This window comes from Streptomyces sp. NPDC017940, assembly GCF_044328435.1.
Classification (GTDB): Bacteria; Actinomycetota; Actinomycetes; order Streptomycetales; family Streptomycetaceae; genus Streptomyces.
The window spans coordinates 982,795-1,002,373 of the sequence record NZ_JBIRHJ010000002.1; the positions used below are offsets into that span (position 1 = coordinate 982,795).

At 71.8% G+C, this 19,579-nt stretch carries 18 protein-coding genes; 9 read left to right on the plus strand and 9 right to left on the minus strand.

The features are described from left to right. The first annotated feature begins 5 nt into the window (after positions 1–5). The 6 genes from ACH4DX_RS09770 to pssA all read left to right on the plus strand — a co-directional run bounded on the left by ACH4DX_RS09770 (position 6) and on the right by pssA (position 6,515). Positions 6–2,057 carry a protein meaA gene (locus ACH4DX_RS09770; protein WP_398154692.1) on the plus strand — a complete coding sequence of 684 codons (2,052 nt, stop codon included), beginning with the start codon at positions 6–8 and terminating at the stop codon, positions 2,055–2,057. Further along, on the plus strand, positions 2,054–3,037 hold the full coding sequence (locus ACH4DX_RS09775; protein WP_398115031.1) for an HpcH/HpaI aldolase/citrate lyase family protein: 984 nt from the start codon (positions 2,054–2,056) through the stop codon (positions 3,035–3,037). Before ACH4DX_RS09770 ends, ACH4DX_RS09775 begins: the two co-directional genes overlap by 4 nt. A 5-nt stretch (positions 3,038–3,042) precedes the next feature. Beyond that, positions 3,043–3,609: a MaoC family dehydratase gene (locus tag ACH4DX_RS09780; protein WP_398154693.1), complete on the plus strand. Its 567-nt coding sequence runs from the start codon at positions 3,043–3,045 to the stop codon at positions 3,607–3,609. 2 nt (positions 3,610–3,611) lie between these two features. Further along, the gene (locus ACH4DX_RS09785) at positions 3,612–4,817 is read left to right on the plus strand and encodes an acyl-CoA dehydrogenase family protein (protein WP_398154694.1); all 1,206 of its coding nucleotides are present in this window, start codon (positions 3,612–3,614) and stop codon (positions 4,815–4,817) included. Between the two features lie 182 nt (positions 4,818–4,999). After that, positions 5,000–5,656: a phosphatidylserine decarboxylase gene (locus tag ACH4DX_RS09790; protein WP_398115037.1), complete on the plus strand. Its 657-nt coding sequence runs from the start codon at positions 5,000–5,002 to the stop codon at positions 5,654–5,656. Continuing rightward, a complete protein-coding gene (pssA, locus tag ACH4DX_RS09795) occupies positions 5,643–6,515 on the plus strand; it encodes a CDP-diacylglycerol--serine O-phosphatidyltransferase (protein WP_398154695.1) in 873 nt (290 codons plus the stop codon). Before ACH4DX_RS09790 ends, pssA begins: the two co-directional genes overlap by 14 nt. A gap of 157 nt (positions 6,516–6,672) precedes the next feature. On the opposite strand, the gene ACH4DX_RS09800 is transcribed toward pssA, so the two are convergent. Then, the gene (locus ACH4DX_RS09800) at positions 6,673–7,794 is read right to left on the minus strand and encodes a glycerate kinase (protein ID WP_398116079.1); all 1,122 of its coding nucleotides are present in this window, start codon (positions 7,792–7,794) and stop codon (positions 6,673–6,675) included. Between the two features lie 310 nt (positions 7,795–8,104). Between ACH4DX_RS09800 and ACH4DX_RS09805 the strand changes: the two genes are divergently transcribed. After that, positions 8,105–8,599: an NUDIX domain-containing protein gene (locus ACH4DX_RS09805; protein WP_398115040.1), complete on the plus strand. Its 495-nt coding sequence runs from the start codon at positions 8,105–8,107 to the stop codon at positions 8,597–8,599. A gap of 37 nt (positions 8,600–8,636) precedes the next feature. On the opposite strand, the gene ACH4DX_RS09810 is transcribed toward ACH4DX_RS09805, so the two are convergent. The 6 genes from ACH4DX_RS09810 to ACH4DX_RS09835 all read right to left on the minus strand — a co-directional run bounded on the left by ACH4DX_RS09810 (position 8,637) and on the right by ACH4DX_RS09835 (position 16,047). Then, positions 8,637–9,137, minus strand: coding sequence for a methylated-DNA--[protein]-cysteine S-methyltransferase (locus ACH4DX_RS09810; protein WP_398154696.1), 501 nt, complete (start codon positions 9,135–9,137; stop codon positions 8,637–8,639). 44 nt (positions 9,138–9,181) lie between these two features. After that, a complete protein-coding gene (locus tag ACH4DX_RS09815; RefSeq protein ID WP_398154776.1) occupies positions 9,182–10,780 on the minus strand; it encodes an AlkA N-terminal domain-containing protein in 1,599 nt (532 codons plus the stop codon). Between the two features lie 100 nt (positions 10,781–10,880). Beyond that, positions 10,881–11,414, minus strand: a complete 534-nt coding sequence (locus ACH4DX_RS09820) for an O-acetyl-ADP-ribose deacetylase (RefSeq protein WP_398154697.1) — start codon at positions 11,412–11,414, stop codon at positions 10,881–10,883. 280 nt (positions 11,415–11,694) lie between these two features. After that, a complete protein-coding gene (locus ACH4DX_RS09825) occupies positions 11,695–13,107 on the minus strand; it encodes a phytoene desaturase family protein (RefSeq protein WP_398154698.1) in 1,413 nt (470 codons plus the stop codon). Between the two features lie 108 nt (positions 13,108–13,215). Next, complete coding sequence (locus tag ACH4DX_RS09830) at positions 13,216–14,070, minus strand: inositol monophosphatase family protein (protein ID WP_398115047.1); 855 nt, start codon at positions 14,068–14,070, stop codon at positions 13,216–13,218. 162 nt (positions 14,071–14,232) lie between these two features. Continuing rightward, a complete protein-coding gene (locus tag ACH4DX_RS09835) occupies positions 14,233–16,047 on the minus strand; it encodes a gamma-glutamyltransferase family protein (protein ID WP_398154699.1) in 1,815 nt (604 codons plus the stop codon). A gap of 364 nt (positions 16,048–16,411) precedes the next feature. Between ACH4DX_RS09835 and ACH4DX_RS09840 the strand changes: the two genes are divergently transcribed. Then, positions 16,412–16,873 (plus strand): acyl-CoA thioesterase, encoded by a 462-nt coding sequence (locus ACH4DX_RS09840; protein ID WP_398154700.1) that lies wholly within the window; start codon positions 16,412–16,414, stop codon positions 16,871–16,873. A gap of 163 nt (positions 16,874–17,036) precedes the next feature. Here ACH4DX_RS09840 and ACH4DX_RS09845 read toward each other — a convergent pair whose 3' ends face one another. Together ACH4DX_RS09845 and ACH4DX_RS09850 are read right to left on the minus strand one after the other, a co-directional pair. Beyond that, entirely contained in the window at positions 17,037–17,594 is a 558-nt protein-coding gene (locus ACH4DX_RS09845; RefSeq protein ID WP_398115052.1) for a Dps family protein, read from the minus strand. Between the two features lie 97 nt (positions 17,595–17,691). Further along, the gene (locus ACH4DX_RS09850) at positions 17,692–18,144 is read right to left on the minus strand and encodes an SsgA family sporulation/cell division regulator (RefSeq protein ID WP_398115054.1); all 453 of its coding nucleotides are present in this window, start codon (positions 18,142–18,144) and stop codon (positions 17,692–17,694) included. A 169-nt stretch (positions 18,145–18,313) separates the two neighbouring features. On the opposite strand from ACH4DX_RS09850, the gene ACH4DX_RS09855 reads away from it, so the two are divergent. Further along, entirely contained in the window at positions 18,314–19,534 is a 1,221-nt protein-coding gene (locus ACH4DX_RS09855; RefSeq protein ID WP_398154701.1) for a cytochrome P450, read from the plus strand. The last annotated feature ends 45 nt before the right edge of the window (positions 19,535–19,579 follow it).

Below are 19,579 nucleotides of genomic sequence, written 5' to 3' on the forward strand. Positions count from 1 at the left end.
CACCTATGACCGAGCGTCAGAAGGACCGGCCGTGGCTGATGCGCACCTACGCAGGTCACTCCACGGCCGAGGCGTCCAATGAGCTCTACCGGCGCAACCTGGCCAAGGGGCAGACCGGCCTGTCGGTCGCCTTCGACCTGCCGACGCAGACCGGGTACGACCCGGACCACATCCTCGCCCGCGGAGAGGTGGGCCGGGTCGGCGTCCCGGTGTCCCACCTCGGTGACATGCGGCGGCTGTTCCAGGACATCCCCCTGGAGCAGATGAACACCTCCATGACGATCAACGCGACCGCCATGTGGCTGCTCGCGCTGTACCAGGTCGTCGCCGAGGAGCAGGGCGCCGACATCGCACGTCTCCAGGGGACGACGCAGAACGACATCGTCAAGGAGTACCTGTCGCGCGGCACCCACGTCTTCCCGCCGGGCCCGAGCCTGCGCCTGACCACCGACATGATCACGTACACGGTGGCGCACATCCCCAAGTGGAACCCGATCAACATTTGCAGCTACCACCTCCAGGAGGCCGGGGCCACGCCGGTGCAGGAGATCGCGTACGCGATGAGCACGGCGGTCGCGGTGCTCGACGCGGTGCGCGACTCCGGGCAGGTGCCCGAGGAGAAGTTCGGCGACGTCGTCGCGCGGATCTCGTTCTTCGTGAACGCCGGTGTGCGGTTCATCGAGGAGATGTGCAAGATGCGGGCCTTCGGGCGCATCTGGGACCAGGTGGCGCGGCAGCGGTACGGCATCACCGACCCCAGGCAGCGGCGGTTCCGCTACGGCGTGCAGGTCAACTCGCTCGGCCTGACCGAGGCGCAGCCGGAGAACAACGTGCAGCGCATCGTCCTGGAGATGCTCGCGGTCACGCTGTCCAAGGACGCACGCGCGCGTGCCGTGCAGCTGCCCGCCTGGAACGAGGCGCTCGGACTGCCCCGCCCCTGGGACCAGCAGTGGTCGCTGCGCATCCAGCAGGTCCTCGCGCACGAGAGCGACCTCCTGGAGTACGAGGACATCTTCGCGGGCTCGCACGTCGTCGAGGCCAAGGTCGACGCCCTCGTCGAGGAGTCCCTGACGGAGATGGACCGGATCGAGCAGATGGGCGGCGCGATGGCCGCGGTCGAGTCCGGCTATCTGAAGGCGCAGCTGGTGTCCTCGCACGCGGAGCGCAGGGCGCGGATCGAGGCGGGCGACGACAAGATCATCGGCGTGAACGCCTTCGAGGCCACCGAGCCGAGCCCGCTCACCGCGGACCTGGACACGGCCATCATGACGGTCGACCCGCGGGTGGAGGCCCGGGTCGTGGACGCCATCGGCACCTGGCGCACCACCCGCCAGGAGTCCTCGGACCGGCAGGGCCTCGGGGACCCGTTCCACTTCCCCACCGTCGGCCAGGCACTCGACCGGCTCAAGGAGGTCGCGGCGGGCACCGGCAACCTGATGGAGGCCACCCTGGAGTGCGCGCGCGCCGGTGTGACGACCGGCGAGTGGGCGGGTGCCCTGCGGGAGGTCTTCGGTGAGTTCCGGGCGCCCACGGGCGTCTCGGGGGCGCCGGTGGCCGTCGCCGCGGAGGCGGGCACGCCGCTCGCCCTGGTCCGCGAGAAGGTCGAGAAGACCGCCGCCGACCTCGGCACCGGCAAGCTGCGCTTCCTCGTCGGCAAACCGGGCCTCGACGGGCACTCCAACGGCGCCGAGCAGATCGCGGTGCGCGCGCGTGACGCCGGGTTCGAGGTCGTCTACCAAGGCATCCGGCTCACCCCCGAGCAGATCGTGGACGCGGCCCTGGCGGAGGACGTGCACGCGGTGGGCCTGTCGATCCTCTCGGGCTCCCACGCGCAGCTCGTGCCGGACGTCCTGACGCGCCTGCGCGGCGCGGGCGCGCACGACATCCCTGTGATCGCGGGCGGCATCATTCCCGGCAGCGACGCCGAGGACCTGAAGGCGGCGGGCGTGGCGGCCGTCTTCACCCCCAAGGACTTCGGCATCACGGAGATCATCGGCCGTATCGTCGACGAGATCCGCAAAGCGAACCACCTCGACCCCCTGGAGGTCCCCGCATGACCCCGTCCCCTACGCGGCCCGGCGCCGTGAACCGGCTCCGCCCGCGTCGCTCCTGCCTGGCCGTGCCGGGCTCGAACCCGCGCTTCCTGGAGAAGGCCCAGGGCCTGCCCGCCGACCAGGTCTTCCTCGACCTGGAGGACGCCTGCGCGCCGCTCGCCAAGCCGGAGGCGCGGCACACCATCGTCAAGTTCCTGAACGAGGGCGACTGGACGGGCAAGACCCGCGTCGTGCGTGTCAACGACTGGACGACCGAGTGGACGTACCGCGACGTCGTGACCGTGGTGGAGGGCGCGGGCCCCCACCTTGACTGCATCATGCTGCCGAAGGTGCAGGACGCCCAGCAGATCGTGGCGCTCGACCTGCTGTTGACGCAGATCGAGAAGACGATGGGCTTCGAGGTCGGGCGGATCGGCATTGAGGCGCAGATCGAGAACGCGAAGGGTCTGGTCAATGTTGACGAGATCGCGGCGGCCTCGTCACGTCTTGAGACGATCATCTTCGGCCCCGCCGACTTCATGGCATCGATCAACATGAAGACCCTCGTCGTGGGCGAGCAGCCGCCCGGCTATCCCGCGGACGCCTATCACTACATCCTGATGCGCATCCTGATGGCGGCCCGCGCCCACGACCTCCAGGCGATCGACGGCCCCTACCTCCAGATCAAGAACGTCGACGGCTACCGCGAGGTGGCGGGCCGTGCGGCCGCGCTCGGCTTCGACGGCAAGTGGGTGCTGCACCCGGGCCAGGTGGAGGCAGCCAACGAGGTGTTCTCGCCGTCCCAGGAGGACTACGACCACGCCGAGCTGATCCTGGACGCGTACGAGTACTACACGTCCGAGGCGGGCGGCAAGAAGGGCTCGGCGATGCTCGGCGACGAGATGATCGACGAGGCCAGCCGGAAGATGGCCCTGGTCGTCTCCGGCAAGGGCCGTGCGGCCGGCCTGCGTCGCACCGGCAAGTTCGAGGCCCCGGAGGCGTAGGGATCATGCAATTCGGCCGCACCTACGAAGAGTTCGAAGTCGGCGCCGTGTACAAGCACTGGCCGGGAAAGACGGTCACGGAGTACGACGACCACCTCTTCTGCCTGCTCACCATGAATCATCATCCGCTGCACATGGACAGCAACTACGCGGAGAGGACGACGGACTTCGGCAGGAACGTCGTCGTCGGCAACTACATCTACTCGCTGCTCCTCGGCATGTCGGTGCCGGACGTCTCGGGCAAGGCGATCGCGAACCTGGAGATCGAGTCGCTGCGGCACGTGGCGCCGACGTTCCACGGCGACACGCTCTACGGCGAGAGCACGGTCCTGGACAAGACGCCGTCGAAGTCCAAGTCCGACCGCGGGATCGTCCAGGTGGAGACCAGGGGGTACAAGCAGGACGGCACGCTGGTGTGCGTGTTCCGCCGCAAGGTGATGGTGCCGACCGGGGCGTACATCGAGGAGCGCGGCGGCGAACAGCCCGGCCGCCCCGAGCCTTCCGCGCCCGCGGAGAAGAAGCCCGCCCCCGCGCAGAAGCCCGTGCCCGCGGAGAAGAAGACGGAGAAGTAGCCATGCCGCGTCTCGCCCAGACCGCCGGTCTGACCGACATCCAGCAGGAAATCCTGTCCACCGTCAGGGATTTCGTCGACAAAGAGATCATTCCGGTGGCGACGGGACTCGAGCACCGCGACGAGTATCCGCAGGCGATCGTCGACGGGCTCAAGGAGTTGGGCCTGTTCGGCCTGATGATCCCCGAGGAGTACGGGGGTCTCGGCGAGTCGCTGCTGACGTACGCGCTGTGCGTGGAGGAGATAGCGCGCGGCTGGATGTCGGTGTCCGGCATCGTCAACACCCACTTCATCGTGGCCTACATGCTCAAGCAGCACGGCACGCAGGAGCAGAAGGACCACTTCCTGCCGCGCATGGCGACGGGCGAGGTGCGGGGCGCGTTCTCGATGTCGGAGCCCGCGCTCGGCTCCGACGTGTCGGCGATCACGTCGAAGGCGGTCAGGGACGGGGACGACTATGTCCTGAACGGTCAGAAGATGTGGCTGACGAACGGTGGTTCGTCGACGCTCGTGGCCGTTCTCGTCAAAAGTGACGAAGGACACCCCGAGGGGACGGCCCCCCACAAGTCGATGACGACGTTCCTCGTGGAGAAGGAGGCGGGCTTCGGCGAGGTGCGGCCGGGGCTCACCATCCCCGGGAAGATCGACAAGATGGGCTACAAGGGTGTCGACACCACCGAGCTGATCATGGATGGCCTGCGCATTCCGGCCAATCGCGTCCTCGGCGGCACGACCGGACGGGGGTTCTACCAGATGATGGACGGCGTCGAAGTCGGCCGCGTCAATGTCGCGGCGCGTGGCTGCGGCGTGGCGCAGCGTGCCTTCGAGCTGGGCGTCTCCTACGCACAGCAGCGGCACACGTTCGGCAAACCCATCGCCCAGCACCAGGCGATTCAGTTCAAGCTCGCCGAGATGGCTACCAAGGTCGAGGCCGCCCATGCCATGATGGTGAACGCAGCACGCAAAAAGGACTCCGGCGAGCGTAACGACCTCGAAGCGGGGATGGCCAAGTATCTGGCGTCCGAGTACTGCAAAGAAGTGGTGGAGGACGCATTCAGGATCCACGGCGGCTACGGCTTCTCGAAGGAGTATGAGATCGAGCGTCTCTACCGGGAGGCGCCCATGCTTCTGATCGGTGAGGGTACCGCCGAGATCCAGAAAATGATCATTGGCCGTCGACTCCTCGAAGAGTATCGATTCCAGGGCTGAATGTCCGACTTGGGCCGATTTCTTCGAAAGTAAATCGAGAAGAAGATCACACCCAGTCAGCACGCTCCGGCGGCCGACTCGGCTTCCTAGCTTGCCCAGTTGTGGCTCGCAACCGATACGATCCCGGGAAAGCCGCCGTCCCCCCGTATGCAGTGCGGCATCATCCGCTACGAAGGTCATCCATGCCCCACAGCCAAACCTCTGCACCTCGCGTCAGCTTCCTCGGTGGACGCCTCGCGCGCGGAGCATCGCCGTGGCTCCTGCCGACCGTCGCCACCGCGGCACTCAGCCTGGCCGGGTCGCGCCGCTCCAAGGGCGCGGCCGCGATCGCCGTGCCCACGACCGCGCTCGCGGCGGGCATGCTGTGGTTCTTCCGCGACCCCGAGCGCGAGATCACCCCCGGCCGGGTCATCTCACCGGCCGACGGCGTCGTCCAGAGCATCATGCCCTGGAAGGACGGGCGCACCCGCGTCGCGATCTTCATGAGCCCGCTGAACGTCCACGTCAACCGTGCGCCGCTGGCCGGCACCGTGACGTCCGTCGAGCACATCCCGGGCGGTTTCGTCCCGGCGTTCAACAAGGAGAGCGAGAACAACGAGCGTGTTGTCTGGCACTTCGACACCGAGCTCGGCGACATCGAGATGATCCAGATCGCGGGCGCCGTCGCCCGGCGCATCGTGCCGTACGTGCCGCAGGGCACGAAGCTGGAGCAGGGCGAGCGCATCGGCCTGATCCGCTTCGGCTCGCGCGTCGACATCTACCTCCCCGAGGGCGTCGAGGTGGACGTAGAGGTGGGGCAGAAGACCGTGGCTGGGGTGACTCGCATTGACCGTGACTGATCCCGAGACACCGGCGGGCTGGGTGCCCGAGTCCGCCGAGAACGGCGTGAACGGCATGGACGACGTCGAGGAGGACATGCCGCTCTCGCTGCGCCTGTCGATAGCGGACACGCTGACCCTCGGCAACGCCACCTGCGGCTTCATGGCGGTGTACTTCACCACCACCGGCATCCTCATCCCGCACCTCACGGGCAGTGACGAGTCGGGCATGGCCCGTCACAGCGCGGCGACGGCCGTGATCCTGATGCTGTGCGCGGCGGTCTTCGACCTGTTCGACGGCCTCGTGGCCCGCAAGCTGCGGTCCTCCCCGATGGGCGCCGAGCTGGACAACCTCTCGGACCTGATCAGCTTCGGCCTCGCCCCGGCCTACTTCGTGCTCGTGTACGGCATGGTCGCCGACGACGCCCACCAGCGGGTGGCGGCGGTGGGCGCGATCGTGGTGCTCCTGGCGGTGGTGCTGCGGCTTGCGAGATTCTCCTGCGTCACCCTGCGCGACGGGGTGTTCCAGGGCATGCCGTCCCCGTTCGGTGCGCTCACGGTGGTCTCGATCGTGCTGCTCGAGCTGCCCTTCGTGGCCACGCTCCTCGCCATCATCGGCACCGCCTGGCTGATGGTCAGCAGGGTCGAGTACCCGAAGCCGCGCGGTCCCCTCGCGGTGGCCATGCTCGCCTGGATCGTGGCGGCCATGGGGCTTCTCGCCGCCTGGGCCTTCGACGCGCCGGGGGGGCAGCTGCTGCTCCAGACCGGGTGCGCCCTCCAGGCCGTGCTCGGCGCGGTGATCCCGCTGTTCGCCACGGCCCGCCGGGTGAACAACTTCCGGGACAACCGGCGTGAGGCGCGGGCCGCGCAGCTGCCGTAGCGGCACCCGTACTGCCTGTATGCCGCCCGAAGGGGCCCGAACCGTGTGGTTCGGGCCCCTTCGGCGTGAGTGGGCGCCTGCCGTTCCCCGTGCCCGGCAGCGAGGCCTCGGCCCGCCTGCCGGGGCCCCGGCCCCGGCAGGCGGGTACGGCGCCGGATCAGGTCAGGAAGTCGGTGGCGATGCCGGCCGCCAGGCGCTCAAGGAGGGGGCCCGCCTCGGCCACGCAGCGGGCGACGTCGGGTTCGATGTCGGTGAGGGCGTAGGCCCTCCGGATACCGGCGGTGCCGAGGGCCGAGGGGGGCAGCGCGAGGCGCCCGCAGACGGCGACGACCTCGATCCCCGCGGCCCGGGCGGCGGCCGCCACCCCGGCGGGCGCCTTTCCGTGCAGGGTCTGCTCGTCGAGGGACCCCTCCCCCGTGATGACGAGCGCCGCCCCGGCGAGCGCGGGCGCGAAGCCGAGCACGTCGAGCATCACCTCGATGCCGGGCCTGAACGACGCCCCGAGGCCCACGAGCGCCCCGTACCCGATCCCGCCCGCCGCGCCGGCCCCCGGCGCGTCCGCGTGCTCCAGGGCCTCCGGTCCGACGTCCCGGGCAAGGACCCGCGCGAAGTGGGCGAGGGCGGCGTCTAGCGCCGCCACGTCCTCGGGTGCGGCGCCCTTCTGCGGCCCGTACACCGCGGGCGCGCCCTTGGGCCCCGTCAACGGGTTGTCGACGTCGCTCGCGAGCACCACGTCGACGTCGGTCAGGCGCGGGTCGAGGCCGGACAGGTCGGCGGACGCGAGGTCCCGCAGCGGGCCGCCGCCGGGGGCGACGGGCTGCCCTTCGGCGTCCAGGAACCGCGCGCCGAGCGCCGCCAGCATGCCCGCGCCGCCGTCGGTCGTGGCGCTGCCGCCGACGCCGAACACGATCGTGCGCGCGCCCGCGTCGAGCGCGGCGCGAAGCAGCTCCCCGCTGCCGTACGTCGTCGCGGTCAGCGGCGCGAACGTGCCCTCGGGCAGCAGCTGCAACCCCGACGCCTCGGCCATCTCCACGACGGCGGTGCCGTCCCGCAGCGCGTACGCCGCCACCACCTCGTCGCCGAGCGGCCCGGTGACCCGCGCCTGACGGCGTTCGAACCCCGCGGCCACGGCCGCGTCGACCGTGCCGTCACCGCCGTCCGCCACGGGCAGGGCCCGCACCGACAGGTCCGGGACCACACCGAGCAGCCCCGCCGTCACGCGCTGCGCCACCTGGACGCCGGTGAGGGAGCCCTTGAACTTGTCCGCGGCGATCAGCACATGGCCGCGGCCCGTGCCTCCGGCGCCGTGTCCCGCGCCGACTCCCGCCGTCGTTGCAGCGTCCGCCACCTTGCATTCCCCTTGCTTTCGGGCCTTGCTCGCGTCAAGGCAGTCGCGCCGCTGCGACCATAACCGCAGGAGGGGCCCGCTGCCCATGGTCGACGGCTGTCACCTCCGCCGGTTCGGTGGCTCATTTCGTCTCATTGCCGTGAATGTCCACCCGGTTGCGGTAGGTGTCCCTCCGGATCTCCGCTGAAATGATCGATCACCTCGTGCCGCCGCTCCGGGACCGCGGACTACGCTTCGCTCCGTGACCACTCTCGACTACGCCACGTACATCGCGGGCCTCCCCCGCATCCTCGCCGGAGCCGCCAGCGTCATCCGGGACCGCGCCGGGCGCGTCCTGCTCGTCGAGCCCAACTACCGGGAGGGCTGGGCGCTTCCCGGCGGCACCGTCGAGTCGGACGACGGCGAGAGCCCGCGCCAGGGCGCGTTCCGCGAGACCGCGGAGGAGATCGGCCTGGACGTCGAGCCGGGCGGGCTGCTCGCCGTGGACTGGGTGGCGGGTACGGCGGAGCGACCGCCGCTGGTGGCGTTCCTGTACGACGGCGGGGTGCTGCCCGACGACCGCTTCGAGGCGATCAGGCTCCAGGAGGAGGAACTGCTGTCCTGGCGCCTCGTCGCCCGCGAGGAACTGCCAGCCTACCTTCCGGCGCCCCTCGCGGACCGGGTGCTCGCCGCGCTCGACGCGCTGGACGCGGGCACCGGCGCGGTGGAGCTGGAGAACGGACGCCGGGCCCGCTGACCCGGCGTCCGTGCGGGGCTCCCGCGGAGCCGGGCGGCTAGAACAGCGTGGTGCCGCTGTCGGGGACGCCGTTCTCGAACGCGAGGAGCCGCTGCTTGCGGTCGAGCCCGCCGCCGTATCCCGTCAGACCGCCGTTCGCACCGATCACGCGGTGGCAGGGCACGATGACGCTGATGGGGTTCTTGCCGTTGGCGAGCCCGACCGCGCGGGAGGCCGAGGGCCTGCCGAGGGCGGCGGCCAGTTCTCCGTACGTACGGGTCTGCCCGTACGGGATCTCCAGGAGCTGCTGCCACACGGAGCGCTGGAACGGGGTGCCGTCGAGGCGCAGCGGGAGGTCGAACTCGTAGAGGTCGCCCGCGAAGTAGGCCTCCAGCTGGGCGACGGTCGGGGTGAAGGGGGCCGGGTCGCGGTCTCCGAAGGTCTCGTCGGCGGGCCGGTGGCGCTGGTCGGTCATGTAGAGACCGCTCAGGGTGCCGTCGGTGGCGACGAGGGTGAGCGCCCCGTAGGGGCTGTCGATGACGGTGTGCTGACGGTGCATGGTGGACGCCTTGTGCGGTGAGTGCCCCGGGGCGGTGAACGCCCTCATGCGGGGAGGTGGTTGATGGCGTGGTCGTCGGTGGCCCACAGGTACTGCACGGCGTACGCCCGCCAGGGGCGCCAGGCGGTCGCGCGTGCCGTGAGCGCCGCGGGGGTGTGTGGCAGGCCAAGTGCCTGGGCGGCGCGCCGGATGCCGAGGTCGGACGGCAGGAAGGCGTCCGGGTCGCCGAGTGCCCGCATCGCGATGACCTCCGTGGTCCAGGGCCCGAAGCCGGGCAGCGCGGCGAGCTGGGCGCGGGCGCGCTCCCAGTCGTTCTCGACACCGAGTCGCAGGGTGCCGTCGGCGAGGTGGCGCACCAGGGTCGTCAGGGTCGTACGGCGGCTCCGGGGCAGGGCGAGGGATTCCGGGTCGAGGGCGGCGAGGGCCTCCGGCGCGGGGAAGAGGTGGGTGAGGCCGCCCTCCGGGTCGTCGACGGGCTCGCCGTGCGCGGTGACCAGACGGGCGGCGTGGGTGCGGGCGGCGGCCGTGGAGACCTGCTGTCCGAGGACGGCGCGCACGGCGAACTCGGCCTCGTCGACGGTGCGGGGCACCCGCCGTCCCGGGGCCTTGGCGACGAGCGGGGCGAGCAGCGGGTCGTCCGCGAGCTGGCCGTCGACGGCGACGGGGTCGGCGTCCAGGTCGAGCAGGCGGCGGCAGCGGCTGATCGCGATGGTCAGGTCGCGCGGATCGGTGAGGGTGAGCCGGCAGCCGATGTGGTCGGGGTGCGGGGTGAGGGCCACGATGCCATGACCGTAGGGCAGTCGCAGGGTGCGCCGATAGGCACCGCCGCGCCATTCCTCCACACCCGGCACGGCCGTGGCGGCGAGGTGCCCGAAGAGGTTGTCGGGGTTCAGGGGGGCGCGGAAGGGCAGCCGCAGCGAGATGGTGCCTAGGGCTCCGGCCGTACCGGGTGCCTCGGCGCGGCTGTCGGCCCCCGCCTGCGAGGCCCCGGCCGTGCGGCGCTCCGCCCGCACCGGGGAAGCCCCGTCCGCGAGGCGCACGGCGGCTTCGCCGCCGCGGCGGGCGCTGTCCGCGGTGCGCTTGGCGGCGCGCTGCCGGAGTTCACCGGGGGCGAGGGCGAAGACCTCGCGGACCGTGTCGTTGAACGTCCGGATCGAGGAGAAACCGGCGCCGAAGGCGATCCGGGCCATCGGCAGATCGGTGGTCTCGATGAGCAGCCGCGCGGTCTGGGCGCGCTGGGCGCGGGCCAGGGCGAGGGGTCCCGCTCCGAGTTCGGCGAGGAGCTGGCGTTCGACCTGGCGGGTGCTGTAGCCGAGGCGCTCGGCCAGGCCCGGGACCCCTTCGCGGTCGACGACGCCGTCACCGATCAGCCGCATCGCGCGGGCCACCAGGTCGGCGCGCTGGTTCCACTCGGGGGAGCCGGGGCTGCTGTCGGGGCGGCAGCGCTTGCAGGCCCGGAACCCGGCCTGCTGGCAGGCGGCCGCACTCGGGTGGAAGGTCATGTTCGCCGGTTTCGGCGGTACGACGGGACAGCTGGGGCGGCAGTAGATCCCGGTCGTCAGGACGGCGGTGAAGAACCACCCGTCGAACCGCGCGTCCTTGGACCGCACGGCTCGCACGCACCGGTCGAAGTCCCCGTACATCCCTGCGGGCGCTGCTGTCTCGCGTGCGGTGGTGTGCGGTGCGGTCGTCATGGGTCAAGGATCGGGGACGGCGCCGCGCCGGGCTGGCGGAAATCCGACATCAGCCTCGCGCGGCGAGGGCCCGCGCGAACGCCTCGTACGCGGCCTCGTCGAAGAGTACGAACCGCACCTCGTCGAAGTACTCCGGTGCCGCGGCCACGGCATCCCGCACCGTGCCCACGGCGATGCGTGCGGCGTCGTCCAGGGGCCAGCGGTACACCCCCGTGGAGATGGCGGGGAAGGCGACCGTGCGGCAGCCGAGCCCGGCGGCGACCCGCAGCGACTCCCGGTGGCAGGAGACGAGGAGCGCCGAGCGGTCCTCGGCCGGCGACCACACGGGCCCCACCGTGTGGATGACGTGGTCCGCCGCGAGCCGCCCCGCGGTCGTCGCCACCGCCTGCCCGGTCGGCAGCCCCTTGCCGTACCGCGCGGCACGCAGCTCGCGGCAGGCGGCGAGGATGTCGGGGCCGCCGCGCCGGTGGATGGCCCCGTCCACTCCCCCGCCGCCGAGCAGCGAGGAGTTCGCGGCGTTCACGAGGGCGTCGGCGCGCTGCCGGGTGAGGTCGCCCTGGACGAGGGTGATGCGGGCGGTCACGGGGCCTCCTGAGCCGGGGGCGGGGCTTGCCGGGCTGGGGGCGGGGCGGCGTCCCGGGTTGGGGGCGGGGCGGCTTCCCGTGCCGGGGCCGGGGCGGCTTCCCGTGCCGGGGCCGAGGCGGCCTCCCGCGCCGGAGGCGGAGCGGCCTCCCGTGCCGGGGACGGAGCGGCGTCCCGCGCCGGGGCCGAGACGGCCTCCCGCGCCGGAGGCGAAGCGGCCTCCCGCGCCGGAGGCGAAACGGCGTCCCGGGCGGCCCGTCCCGTGGCGGGCCGGGTGGCCCTCACGTCGTCCTCCGCAGGTGCTTCCAGACCGCCTTCGCCGCGTTGTGTCCCGACATGCCGTGCACACCGGGGCCCGGCGGTGTGGCGGAGGAGCAGAGGAAGACGGCGGGGTGCCGGGTGCGGTACGGGAAGGCGGTGAGGCGGGGGCGCAGCAGGAGCTGGAGTCCGCTCACCGCACCGCAGGCGATGTCGCCGCCCACGTAGTTGGCGTTGCGGGCGGCGAGCTGCGGCGGCCCGGCGGTCGCGCGGGCGAGGACGCGGTCGCGGAAGCCGGGCGCGAAGCGCTCGAGCTGCCGTTCGACGGCGTCGGTGAGGTCGCCGTCCCAGCCGTGGGGCACATGGCCGTACGCCCAGAAGACCTGCTTGCCCTCGGGTGCGCGGGACGGGTCGACGACGCTCGGCTGCACGGTGATGAGGAAGGGCCGCTCCGGAGCGAGGCCCTCGCGGGACGCGGCCCGCAGCGCCGTGCCGATCTCGGCGCTGTCCGCGCCGATCTGGACGGTTCCCGCGACGCGCGCCTCGGGCGCCGTCCACGGCACGGGGCCGTCGAGCGCGTAGTCGACCTTGAAGACGCCGGGTCCGTACCGGTAGCCGTCGTAGGAGTGTCCGAGACCGGCGATCCTGGCCAGCGCGGTGGGGGAGGTGTCGAAGACGTACGCGCGGGCGGGCGGCAGGTCGTCGAGCCGCTTGACCTCGTAGTCGGTGTGGACGATGCCGCCGAGGTCGATGAGGTACGCGGTGAGGGCGTCGGAGATCGACTGTGAGCCGCCGCGCGCCACGGGCCAGCCGCGGGCGTGCGCGGCGAGCGCGAACACCAGGCCGACGGCGCCCGTCGCGAAGCCGCCGAGGGGCGCCATGACGTGGGCGACGAGCCCGGCGAACAGCGTGCGCGCCCGCTCGTCGCGGAAGCGCCGCGTCAGCCACGTCGACGGCGGAAGGCCCACGAGCCCGAACCGGGCGAGCAGCACCGGGTCGCGGGGCAGCGCGGTCAGGGGCAGCGCCATGAAGTCCCGTACCAGGGTGTCCCAGTGCGCCGTGAAGGGTGCCACGAGCCTGCGGTAGGTGCCCGCGTCCCGCGGCCCGAAGGAGGCCGCCGTCTCGGCGACGGAGCGGGCGAGGACGGCGGCGCCGCCGCCGGGGAAGGGGTGGGCCATCGGCAGCTGCGGCTGGAGCCACTCAAGGCCGTACCGCTCGAGGGGCAGGGCGCGGAAGGCGGGTGAGTTGATGCCCAGCGGGTGCGCCGCCGAGCAGGGGTCGTGCCGGAAGCCGGGGAGGGTCAGCTCCTCGGTGCGGGCGCCGCCGCCGACGGTGCCCTTGGCTTCGAACACGGCCACGGAGAAGCCGCGGCGGGCCAGCTCCACGGCAGCGGTCAGACCGTTCGGTCCCGCCCCCACGACGACGGCATCGAGCATCGACGGCACCTTCGGACTCCTTCGTCAGCCGGTGGCCAGTGCCGCACAGGATATGCCGCCGCACCGGCGGTGCCGGGGCCGCGGCCGCCCACGACAGCGCCGGGACGATCAGATCGCGTGCGCGAGCACCTCGGCCACCCGGTGTGCCGTGGCCTCGTCCCGTGCCGCGGTGAAGGGCAGGGCGTTGCCGCCGGTGATGCTGAACGGCACGCCGTCGCGGGTGGTGTGCGCGCCGCCCGCCTCCTCGACCAGGAGCAGGCCCGCCGCGTGGTCCCAGGCGAGCTCCCAGGTGAACGCGACGGCGTCGAGGGTGCCGCGGGCGACGGCGAGATACTCCAGGCCCGCGGAGCCGCAGGGCCGTGGCGTGAAGCCCTCGGCGAGCAGGCCGAGGAGGGAGCGCTTCTGCTCGTCGGTGGTGAAGTCCGGGTGGGACGTGGCGACGGTCAGGGGGCGGCCGGGCTCGGGGGTGCCCGCGTGCAGGGGCTCGCCGTTCAGGGTGGCGCCCTTGCCGCGGACCGCGACCGCGCACTCGTCGAGCGCGGGGGCGTACGTCCACGAGGCGAGCACCACGCCGTCGAGGGCGAGGGCGACGAGCGTGCAGAAGCCGGGGTCCCCGTGCACGTACTGCCGTGTCCCGTCGACGGGATCGACGATCCACACGGGCGCGGTGCCCGCTATCGCGCCGTACGAGTCGGGGTCGGCGTGCACCGCTTCCTCGCCGACGACGACGGAGCCGGGCAGGAGGGCCGTCAGCTCGCGGGTCAGGAACTCCTCGGCGCGGCGGTCGGCGGTGGTCACGAGGTCGTGCGGGGCGCTCTTCTGGACGACGTCGTCCTCGGTGAGCTGCCGGAACCGCGGGGTGATCTCTTCTGCGGCCGCCTTGCGGATCACGCGTTCCACGTCGGCGGTCTGTCGTGCGAGAAAGTCGTCGATGCTTTCCTTGATTACCTGTGTCTCGATCATGCCTCCATGAGAGCACGTGCCACTGACATCGCGGACTCCCGGGGTGAACAACGGGTGGAATGCGGACGAAATCCTCTCTCCGCCCGCCACCGCGCGTAACCCACCCGTCACCTCACGCAACCGGTCCGTCACTGGGCGTTCCCTCTCCCCCTCGGCCCGGCCTCAGCGCCCGACCGCGTACCCCTGCATGCCCCGCGGGTTGGCGGCCGCCGACAGGACGCCGGTCCGCGGGTCCCGCGCCACCGCGCAGAGCCGCCCCTCCGACCAGGGGCCGCCCACCGTCACGTGGTGTCCGCGCCGCCGCAGTTCCGCCACGACCCCGGCGTCCGTGCGGGACTCCACGACGAGGCTGCCGGGGCGCATCCCGCGCGGGTAGAAGGACTCGGGGAAGGACTCGGTGTGCCAGTTCGGGGCGTCGACGGCGCCTTGCAGGTCGAGCCCGCCGCGTATCGCCGGGCGCAGCGCCACGGCCAGGAAGAAGTGGGTCTGCCACTGGTCCTGCTGGTCCCCGCCGGGCGTGCCGAAGGCCATGACGGGCACGCCGTCCTTGAGCGCGAGGGACGGCGAGAGGGTGGTGCGGGGGCGGCGGCCCGGGGTGAGCGAGTCCGGGAGGCCCTCCTCCAGCCAGGCCATCTGGAGCCGGGTGCCGAGCGGGAACCCGAGTTCCGGTACGACGGGATTGGACTGGAGCCAGCCGCCGGACGGGGTCGCGGCGACCATGTTCCCCCAGCGGTCGACGATGTCCAGGTGGCACGTGTCGCCCCGGGTGCCGCCGTCGTGGGCGACGGTCGGCTCCCCGGCGCCCGCGGCCGCCGTGTCGTTCGGCGCGCGGAGGTCGGGCGCACCGCCCGCGGCGAGTGCCCGCACATGGGCGGAGAGCAGGGGCGCACGTCCGCCGGGGCGGCCGGGGCGCAGCTCGTGGGAGGCCTGTTCGCCGATCAGGGCCCGGCGGCCGGCGTTGTAGTCCTCGGACAGCAGCTCGGCGAGCGGTACGGAAGCGGCGTCCCCGTACCAGGCCTCGCGGTCGGCCATGGCGAGCTTGCAGCCCTCGACGAGGAGGTGCACGTACGCGGCGGAGCCGGGTGGCGGCAGTTCACCGGGCAGCAGGGCCAGTTGCTGGAGGAGGGCGGGGCCCTGGCTCCAGGGGCCCGCCTTGCACAGGGTCCAGCCGTTCCAGTCGTAGGTGGCGGGGTCCTCGTAGCCCGCGGACCAGGACGCGAGGTCGGCGGCGGTGAGGGTGCCGGTGTGGTGCTCGCCGCTGGTGTCCAGGGTGGGCCTTGCGGCCTGGCGCACCAGGGCGTCGGCGATGAAGCCGGTGCGCCACACGGTGCGGGCGGCCTCGATCTGCGCGGCCCTGTCGGCTCCGCCCGCCGCCTCGGCCTCGGCGACCAGGCGCCGCCAGGTCGCGGCCAGGCGGGGGTTGCGGAACAGTTCCCCGGGGGTCGGTGGCCTGCCGCCGGGGAGGTAGACCTCCGCCGACGTGGTCCACTCCGTCTCGAAGAGTTCCCGTACCGTCTCGACGGTCCCCGTGACCCGTTCGACGGGCGGATGGCCGTCCTCCGCGTATCCGACGGCGTACTTCAGGACCTCGGCGAGCGTCTTGGTGCCGTGGTCGCGGAGCAGCAGCATCCAGGCGTCGAAGGCTCCGGGCACGGCGGCGGCGAGCGGTCCCGTGCCGGGGACCAGGGCGAGTCCGAGGGTGTCGCGGTAGTGGGCGACGGTCGCGCCCGCGGGTGCGACGCCCTGCCCGCACAGGACGCGCACGTCACCGCCCGCCGGCGCGAGGATGATCGGCACCTCGCCGGCGGGCCCGTTCAGGTGCGGCTCGACGACGTGCAGGACGAACCCCGCCGCGACGGCGGCGTCGTAGGCGTTCCCGCCGTCCTCCAGGACCGCCATCGCGGTCTGTGAGGCGAGCCAGTGGGTGGACGACACCATGCCGAAGGTGCCCTGGAGCGTGGGGCGGGTGGTGAACATACGGGCTCTCACCTCGTTGTTGACGCGCGTCGGACGGTCGAGTCCGCACTCGGGATCGGGCCTGGGGAGAATCTGGGGAGAATCTGGGGAGTTCGGACCGGAACTCTCCTCCGCCCGCTCCCCCAGCAGGCTATCGATCGCCCTGCGCCCCTTCTTCCCCGCGTCCGGCTTCCCCGCTTCCGCACCGCCAGCGACAAGTCGGGATCGTCCACCCGCGTGCCGAGGAGTTGTGCGCATTCCTCTGCCGCCAAGCGGAAGGGCTCACCATTTCCTGCTGTCCCGTATCCTCCTGGCGGACGTACCCATGTAAGTCATTCGCGACGGGTAGGTCGACAACTCTGCCGCCCCATTGAGGAAAACGGTCATGGCAGTCTTCACTCACCAGGTGACCATGCGCTGGTCCGACGTGAACGCTTACGGTGTCGCCAGCGACACGGCAATCGCCTCCTACGTGGAAGAGACACGCGCCGCGCTGATCAGAAAAGTCGTGACCGCCACTACGGTCCGAGAGTCCGCCGACTATTTCGCCTACCTGACCGTGCGCCAGCGCATCGACTACCTGATGCCTGTCCGGTGGCAGGAGCAACCACTGGAACTCGACCTGCGTGTACTACTCATCCGGCCTGCTGCTACTGAGCTGTGTGTCCGTCTCGCGAGCGAGGGTCACCCAGTGGCCGAAGCTCGCATCTTGTCCACTTGTTGGGATACGGCAAGGAACCGACCCCGCCTTCTCAACAACGAGCAACGAGAGTTCTTGTCCCAGTACCTGGTTCCGGAATCACGGACGTCGGCAGCCGCACCGGACAGTTTGGAACGGGCTCGCTGAAACGGCCGCCCGACCGCCAACCACACGCAGCAGGACGGCGAACACAAACTCGACATCGTCACCGGCGGCGCCGGGGCCCCCGGAGGCGGCCGTCCGGCAGGCGTACGTCACGCGCCGGGGGTCAGGACCCCGGCGCGTGACGTGTCAGAGGCGGCCTCGGCCGTCACTCGGCGGCGGCGCGGGCCGCGTCAGTCTCCGTGGAGGCGTTGCCGGTGGAGAGGGTGCCCTGGGCGCTCTCCAGGTGGGCGCGGACGAACCACTGGAACTGGTCCAGGTCCCTGACCTGCTCGATGAGGAGGTCCTCCGTCGCCGGGTCGAGCTCTCCGACCTCCTGGATCACCGTGCGGTAGCTCTCGATCACACCGGTGTAGACCAGGTCGAGTGCGCCCAGATGGGCGATGGCGTCGGCCCGGCCGATGCTGTAGTCGTCCCAGGTGCGCTCGGCGACCAGGGCGCCCGGGGTGCCCTTCGGGACCCCGCCGAGTGCGGAGATCCGCTCGGCCACGTCGTCCGCCATGTCGCGCACCCGGTCGACCTGCGGGTCGAGCATCTCGTGCACGGCGATGAAGTGCGGGCCGACGACGTTCCAGTGCACGTGCTTCAGCGTGAGGTGCAGATCGTTCAGCGCGTGCAACCGGACACTCAGCGCCGCGATCAGCTTCCCGCCGTCCTCGACGCTGATGCCCGGAACGGTGTAGCGGGGCGTAGAAGTGCTGGCCATGGTGTGCTCCTCAGCTGTCTCATCCGTCAACCTGCCGATGAACGCGTTCCCCGTACCAAAGCCGTTTAACACGGCAAATGGTCCCTAAATAGGAAACTCAGATCGGATACGGGGTGGTGCGTCCGTCGTCCTGCACCAGGTACCGCAGCAGATCGTCGAGGCAGACGCGCTCCTCGCCGGGGGGCACCACCGCGTGGGCCGAGGCCAGGAACGCGGTGATGTCGGCCGCCGCGGCATGCAGGACGGCGCGGTCACGACCCGCGGGACCCGGGGTGCCGAACAGTTCGATGCGTACGCGCGTGCCGCGGGCGGCGCCCGGCGACGGGGCGATCCGCACGTCCCCCTCGCCGACCGGACGACGGCAGCCCTCGGCGAGCTGCTGCCGGTCGAGACGCCAGCGGGTCGCCTCGTTGCCGTCGCAGTAGAACGTCATCGTGGCGGCGAACGGGTCCTCGGCCGTGTACGAGAGTTCGGCGGACAGCGGGGCACGCCCGCCGCCGGCGCCGGTCTCGAGCTCCATCGGCACCATCGCTCTGACCTCGGCCTCCACGGCGTTCCTCCAGTGGTTCGGGGGGTGGTGAACCCCGTATGCCCCGCGCGGCGCGGGAAATGCGGCGGAGGGACGGTCCGTACGACATAGGTGGGGTACGCACCCTGTTGCTTCTTTTCCTTGATCATTAAGCTGGGGCGGCCAGGCAGACGCCCTCCGAAGGAGTCCCGTGTCCACTGCTCAGCCCATACCGGACATTCTCTCGCCCGAGTTCGCGGCCGACCCCTACCCCGTCTACCGCGCCATGCGGGAACACACGCCCCTGCTGTGGCACGAAGCCACCAGGAGCTATGTCGTCTCGCGCTACGAGGACGTGTCCCGCGTCTTCAAGGACAAGGCGGCGCAGTTCACCACGGACAACTACGACTGGCAGATCGAGCCCGTGCACGGCCGGACGATCCTCCAGCTCAGCGGGCGCGAGCACGCGGTGCGCCGGGCGCTCGTGGCCCCGGCCTTCCGCGGCAGCGAACTCCAGAACACCTTCCTGCCGGTGATCCGCCGCAACTCCGAGGAGCTGATCGCCGCCTTCCGCGACCGCGGCTCCGCGGACCTCGTCGCGGACTACGCCACCCGCTTCCCGGTGAACGTGATCGCCGACATGCTGGGGCTCGACAAGGCCGATCACGAGCGGTTCCACGGCTGGTACACGAGCGTCATCGCGTTCCTCGGCAACCTGGCGGGCGACCCCGAGGTGGCGGCGGCGGGCGAGCGGTCCCGGGCGGAGTTCGCCGCGTACATGTTCCCGATCATCGCCCGGCGCCGGGAGCACCCCGGCGAGGACCTGCTGTCCACGCTGTGCGCCGCCGAGGTCGACGGGGTGCGGATGAGCGACGAGGACATCAAGGCGTTCTGTAGCCTGCTCCTCGCCGCGGGCGGCGAGACCACCGACAAGGCCATCGCGGGGATCTTCGCCAATCTGCTCACGCACCCCGACCAGCTCGCCGCCGTGCGCGCGGACCGCTCCCTCGTCGACCGGGCCTTCGCCGAGACGCTGCGGTACACCCCGCCGGTCCACATGATCATGCGGCAGACCGCGGTCGAGGTGGAGCTGGCCGGTGGCACCGTGCCCGCGGGCGCCACCGTGACCTGCCTCATCGGCTCGGCGAACCGGGACGGCGAGCGCTACCGCGAGCCGGACCGCTTCGACATCTTCCGCGACGACCTGACGACCACCACGGCGTTCTCCGCGGCGGCCGACCACCTCGCGTTCGCGCTCGGCAGGCACTTCTGCGTGGGCGCGCTGCTCGCCCGCGCCGAGGTCGAGACGGGCGTCAACCAGCTCCTCGACGCCCTGCCGGACCTGCGGCTCCCGGAAGGCTTCGCGCCCTCGGAGCACGGCGTGTTCACCCGGGGCCCGCAGACCCTGCCGGTGATATTCACCCCGAGCTGAGCCCCACCCTTTACCGCGTGCGGCGCGGATCGCCTCCGCGCCGCC

Bases quoted from the DNA above. Each gene is read 5' to 3' on its own strand.
- ACH4DX_RS09790 (WP_398115037.1), top strand. From the start codon at position 5,000: ATGCCCCACAGCCAAACCTCTGCACCTCGCGTCAGCTTCCTCGGTGGA.
- ACH4DX_RS09825 (WP_398154698.1), bottom strand. From the start codon at position 13,107: ATGCTCGATGCCGTCGTCGTGGGGGCGGGACCGAACGGTCTGACCGCT.
- ACH4DX_RS09830 (WP_398115047.1), bottom strand. From the start codon at position 14,070: ATGATCGAGACACAGGTAATCAAGGAAAGCATCGACGACTTTCTCGCA.
- ACH4DX_RS09785 (WP_398154694.1), top strand. From the start codon at position 3,612: ATGCCGCGTCTCGCCCAGACCGCCGGTCTGACCGACATCCAGCAGGAA.
- ACH4DX_RS09770 (WP_398154692.1), top strand. From the start codon at position 6: ATGACCGAGCGTCAGAAGGACCGGCCGTGGCTGATGCGCACCTACGCA.
- ACH4DX_RS09810 (WP_398154696.1), bottom strand. From the start codon at position 9,137: ATGCACCGTCAGCACACCGTCATCGACAGCCCCTACGGGGCGCTCACC.
- ACH4DX_RS09835 (WP_398154699.1), bottom strand. From the start codon at position 16,047: ATGTTCACCACCCGCCCCACGCTCCAGGGCACCTTCGGCATGGTGTCG.
- ACH4DX_RS09845 (WP_398115052.1), bottom strand. From the start codon at position 17,594: ATGGCCAGCACTTCTACGCCCCGCTACACCGTTCCGGGCATCAGCGTC.
- ACH4DX_RS09840 (WP_398154700.1), top strand. From the start codon at position 16,412: ATGGCAGTCTTCACTCACCAGGTGACCATGCGCTGGTCCGACGTGAAC.
- ACH4DX_RS09780 (WP_398154693.1), top strand. From the start codon at position 3,043: ATGCAATTCGGCCGCACCTACGAAGAGTTCGAAGTCGGCGCCGTGTAC.
- ACH4DX_RS09775 (WP_398115031.1), top strand. From the start codon at position 2,054: ATGACCCCGTCCCCTACGCGGCCCGGCGCCGTGAACCGGCTCCGCCCG.
- ACH4DX_RS09815 (WP_398154776.1), bottom strand. From the start codon at position 10,780: ATGTACGGGGACTTCGACCGGTGCGTGCGAGCCGTGCGGTCCAAGGAC.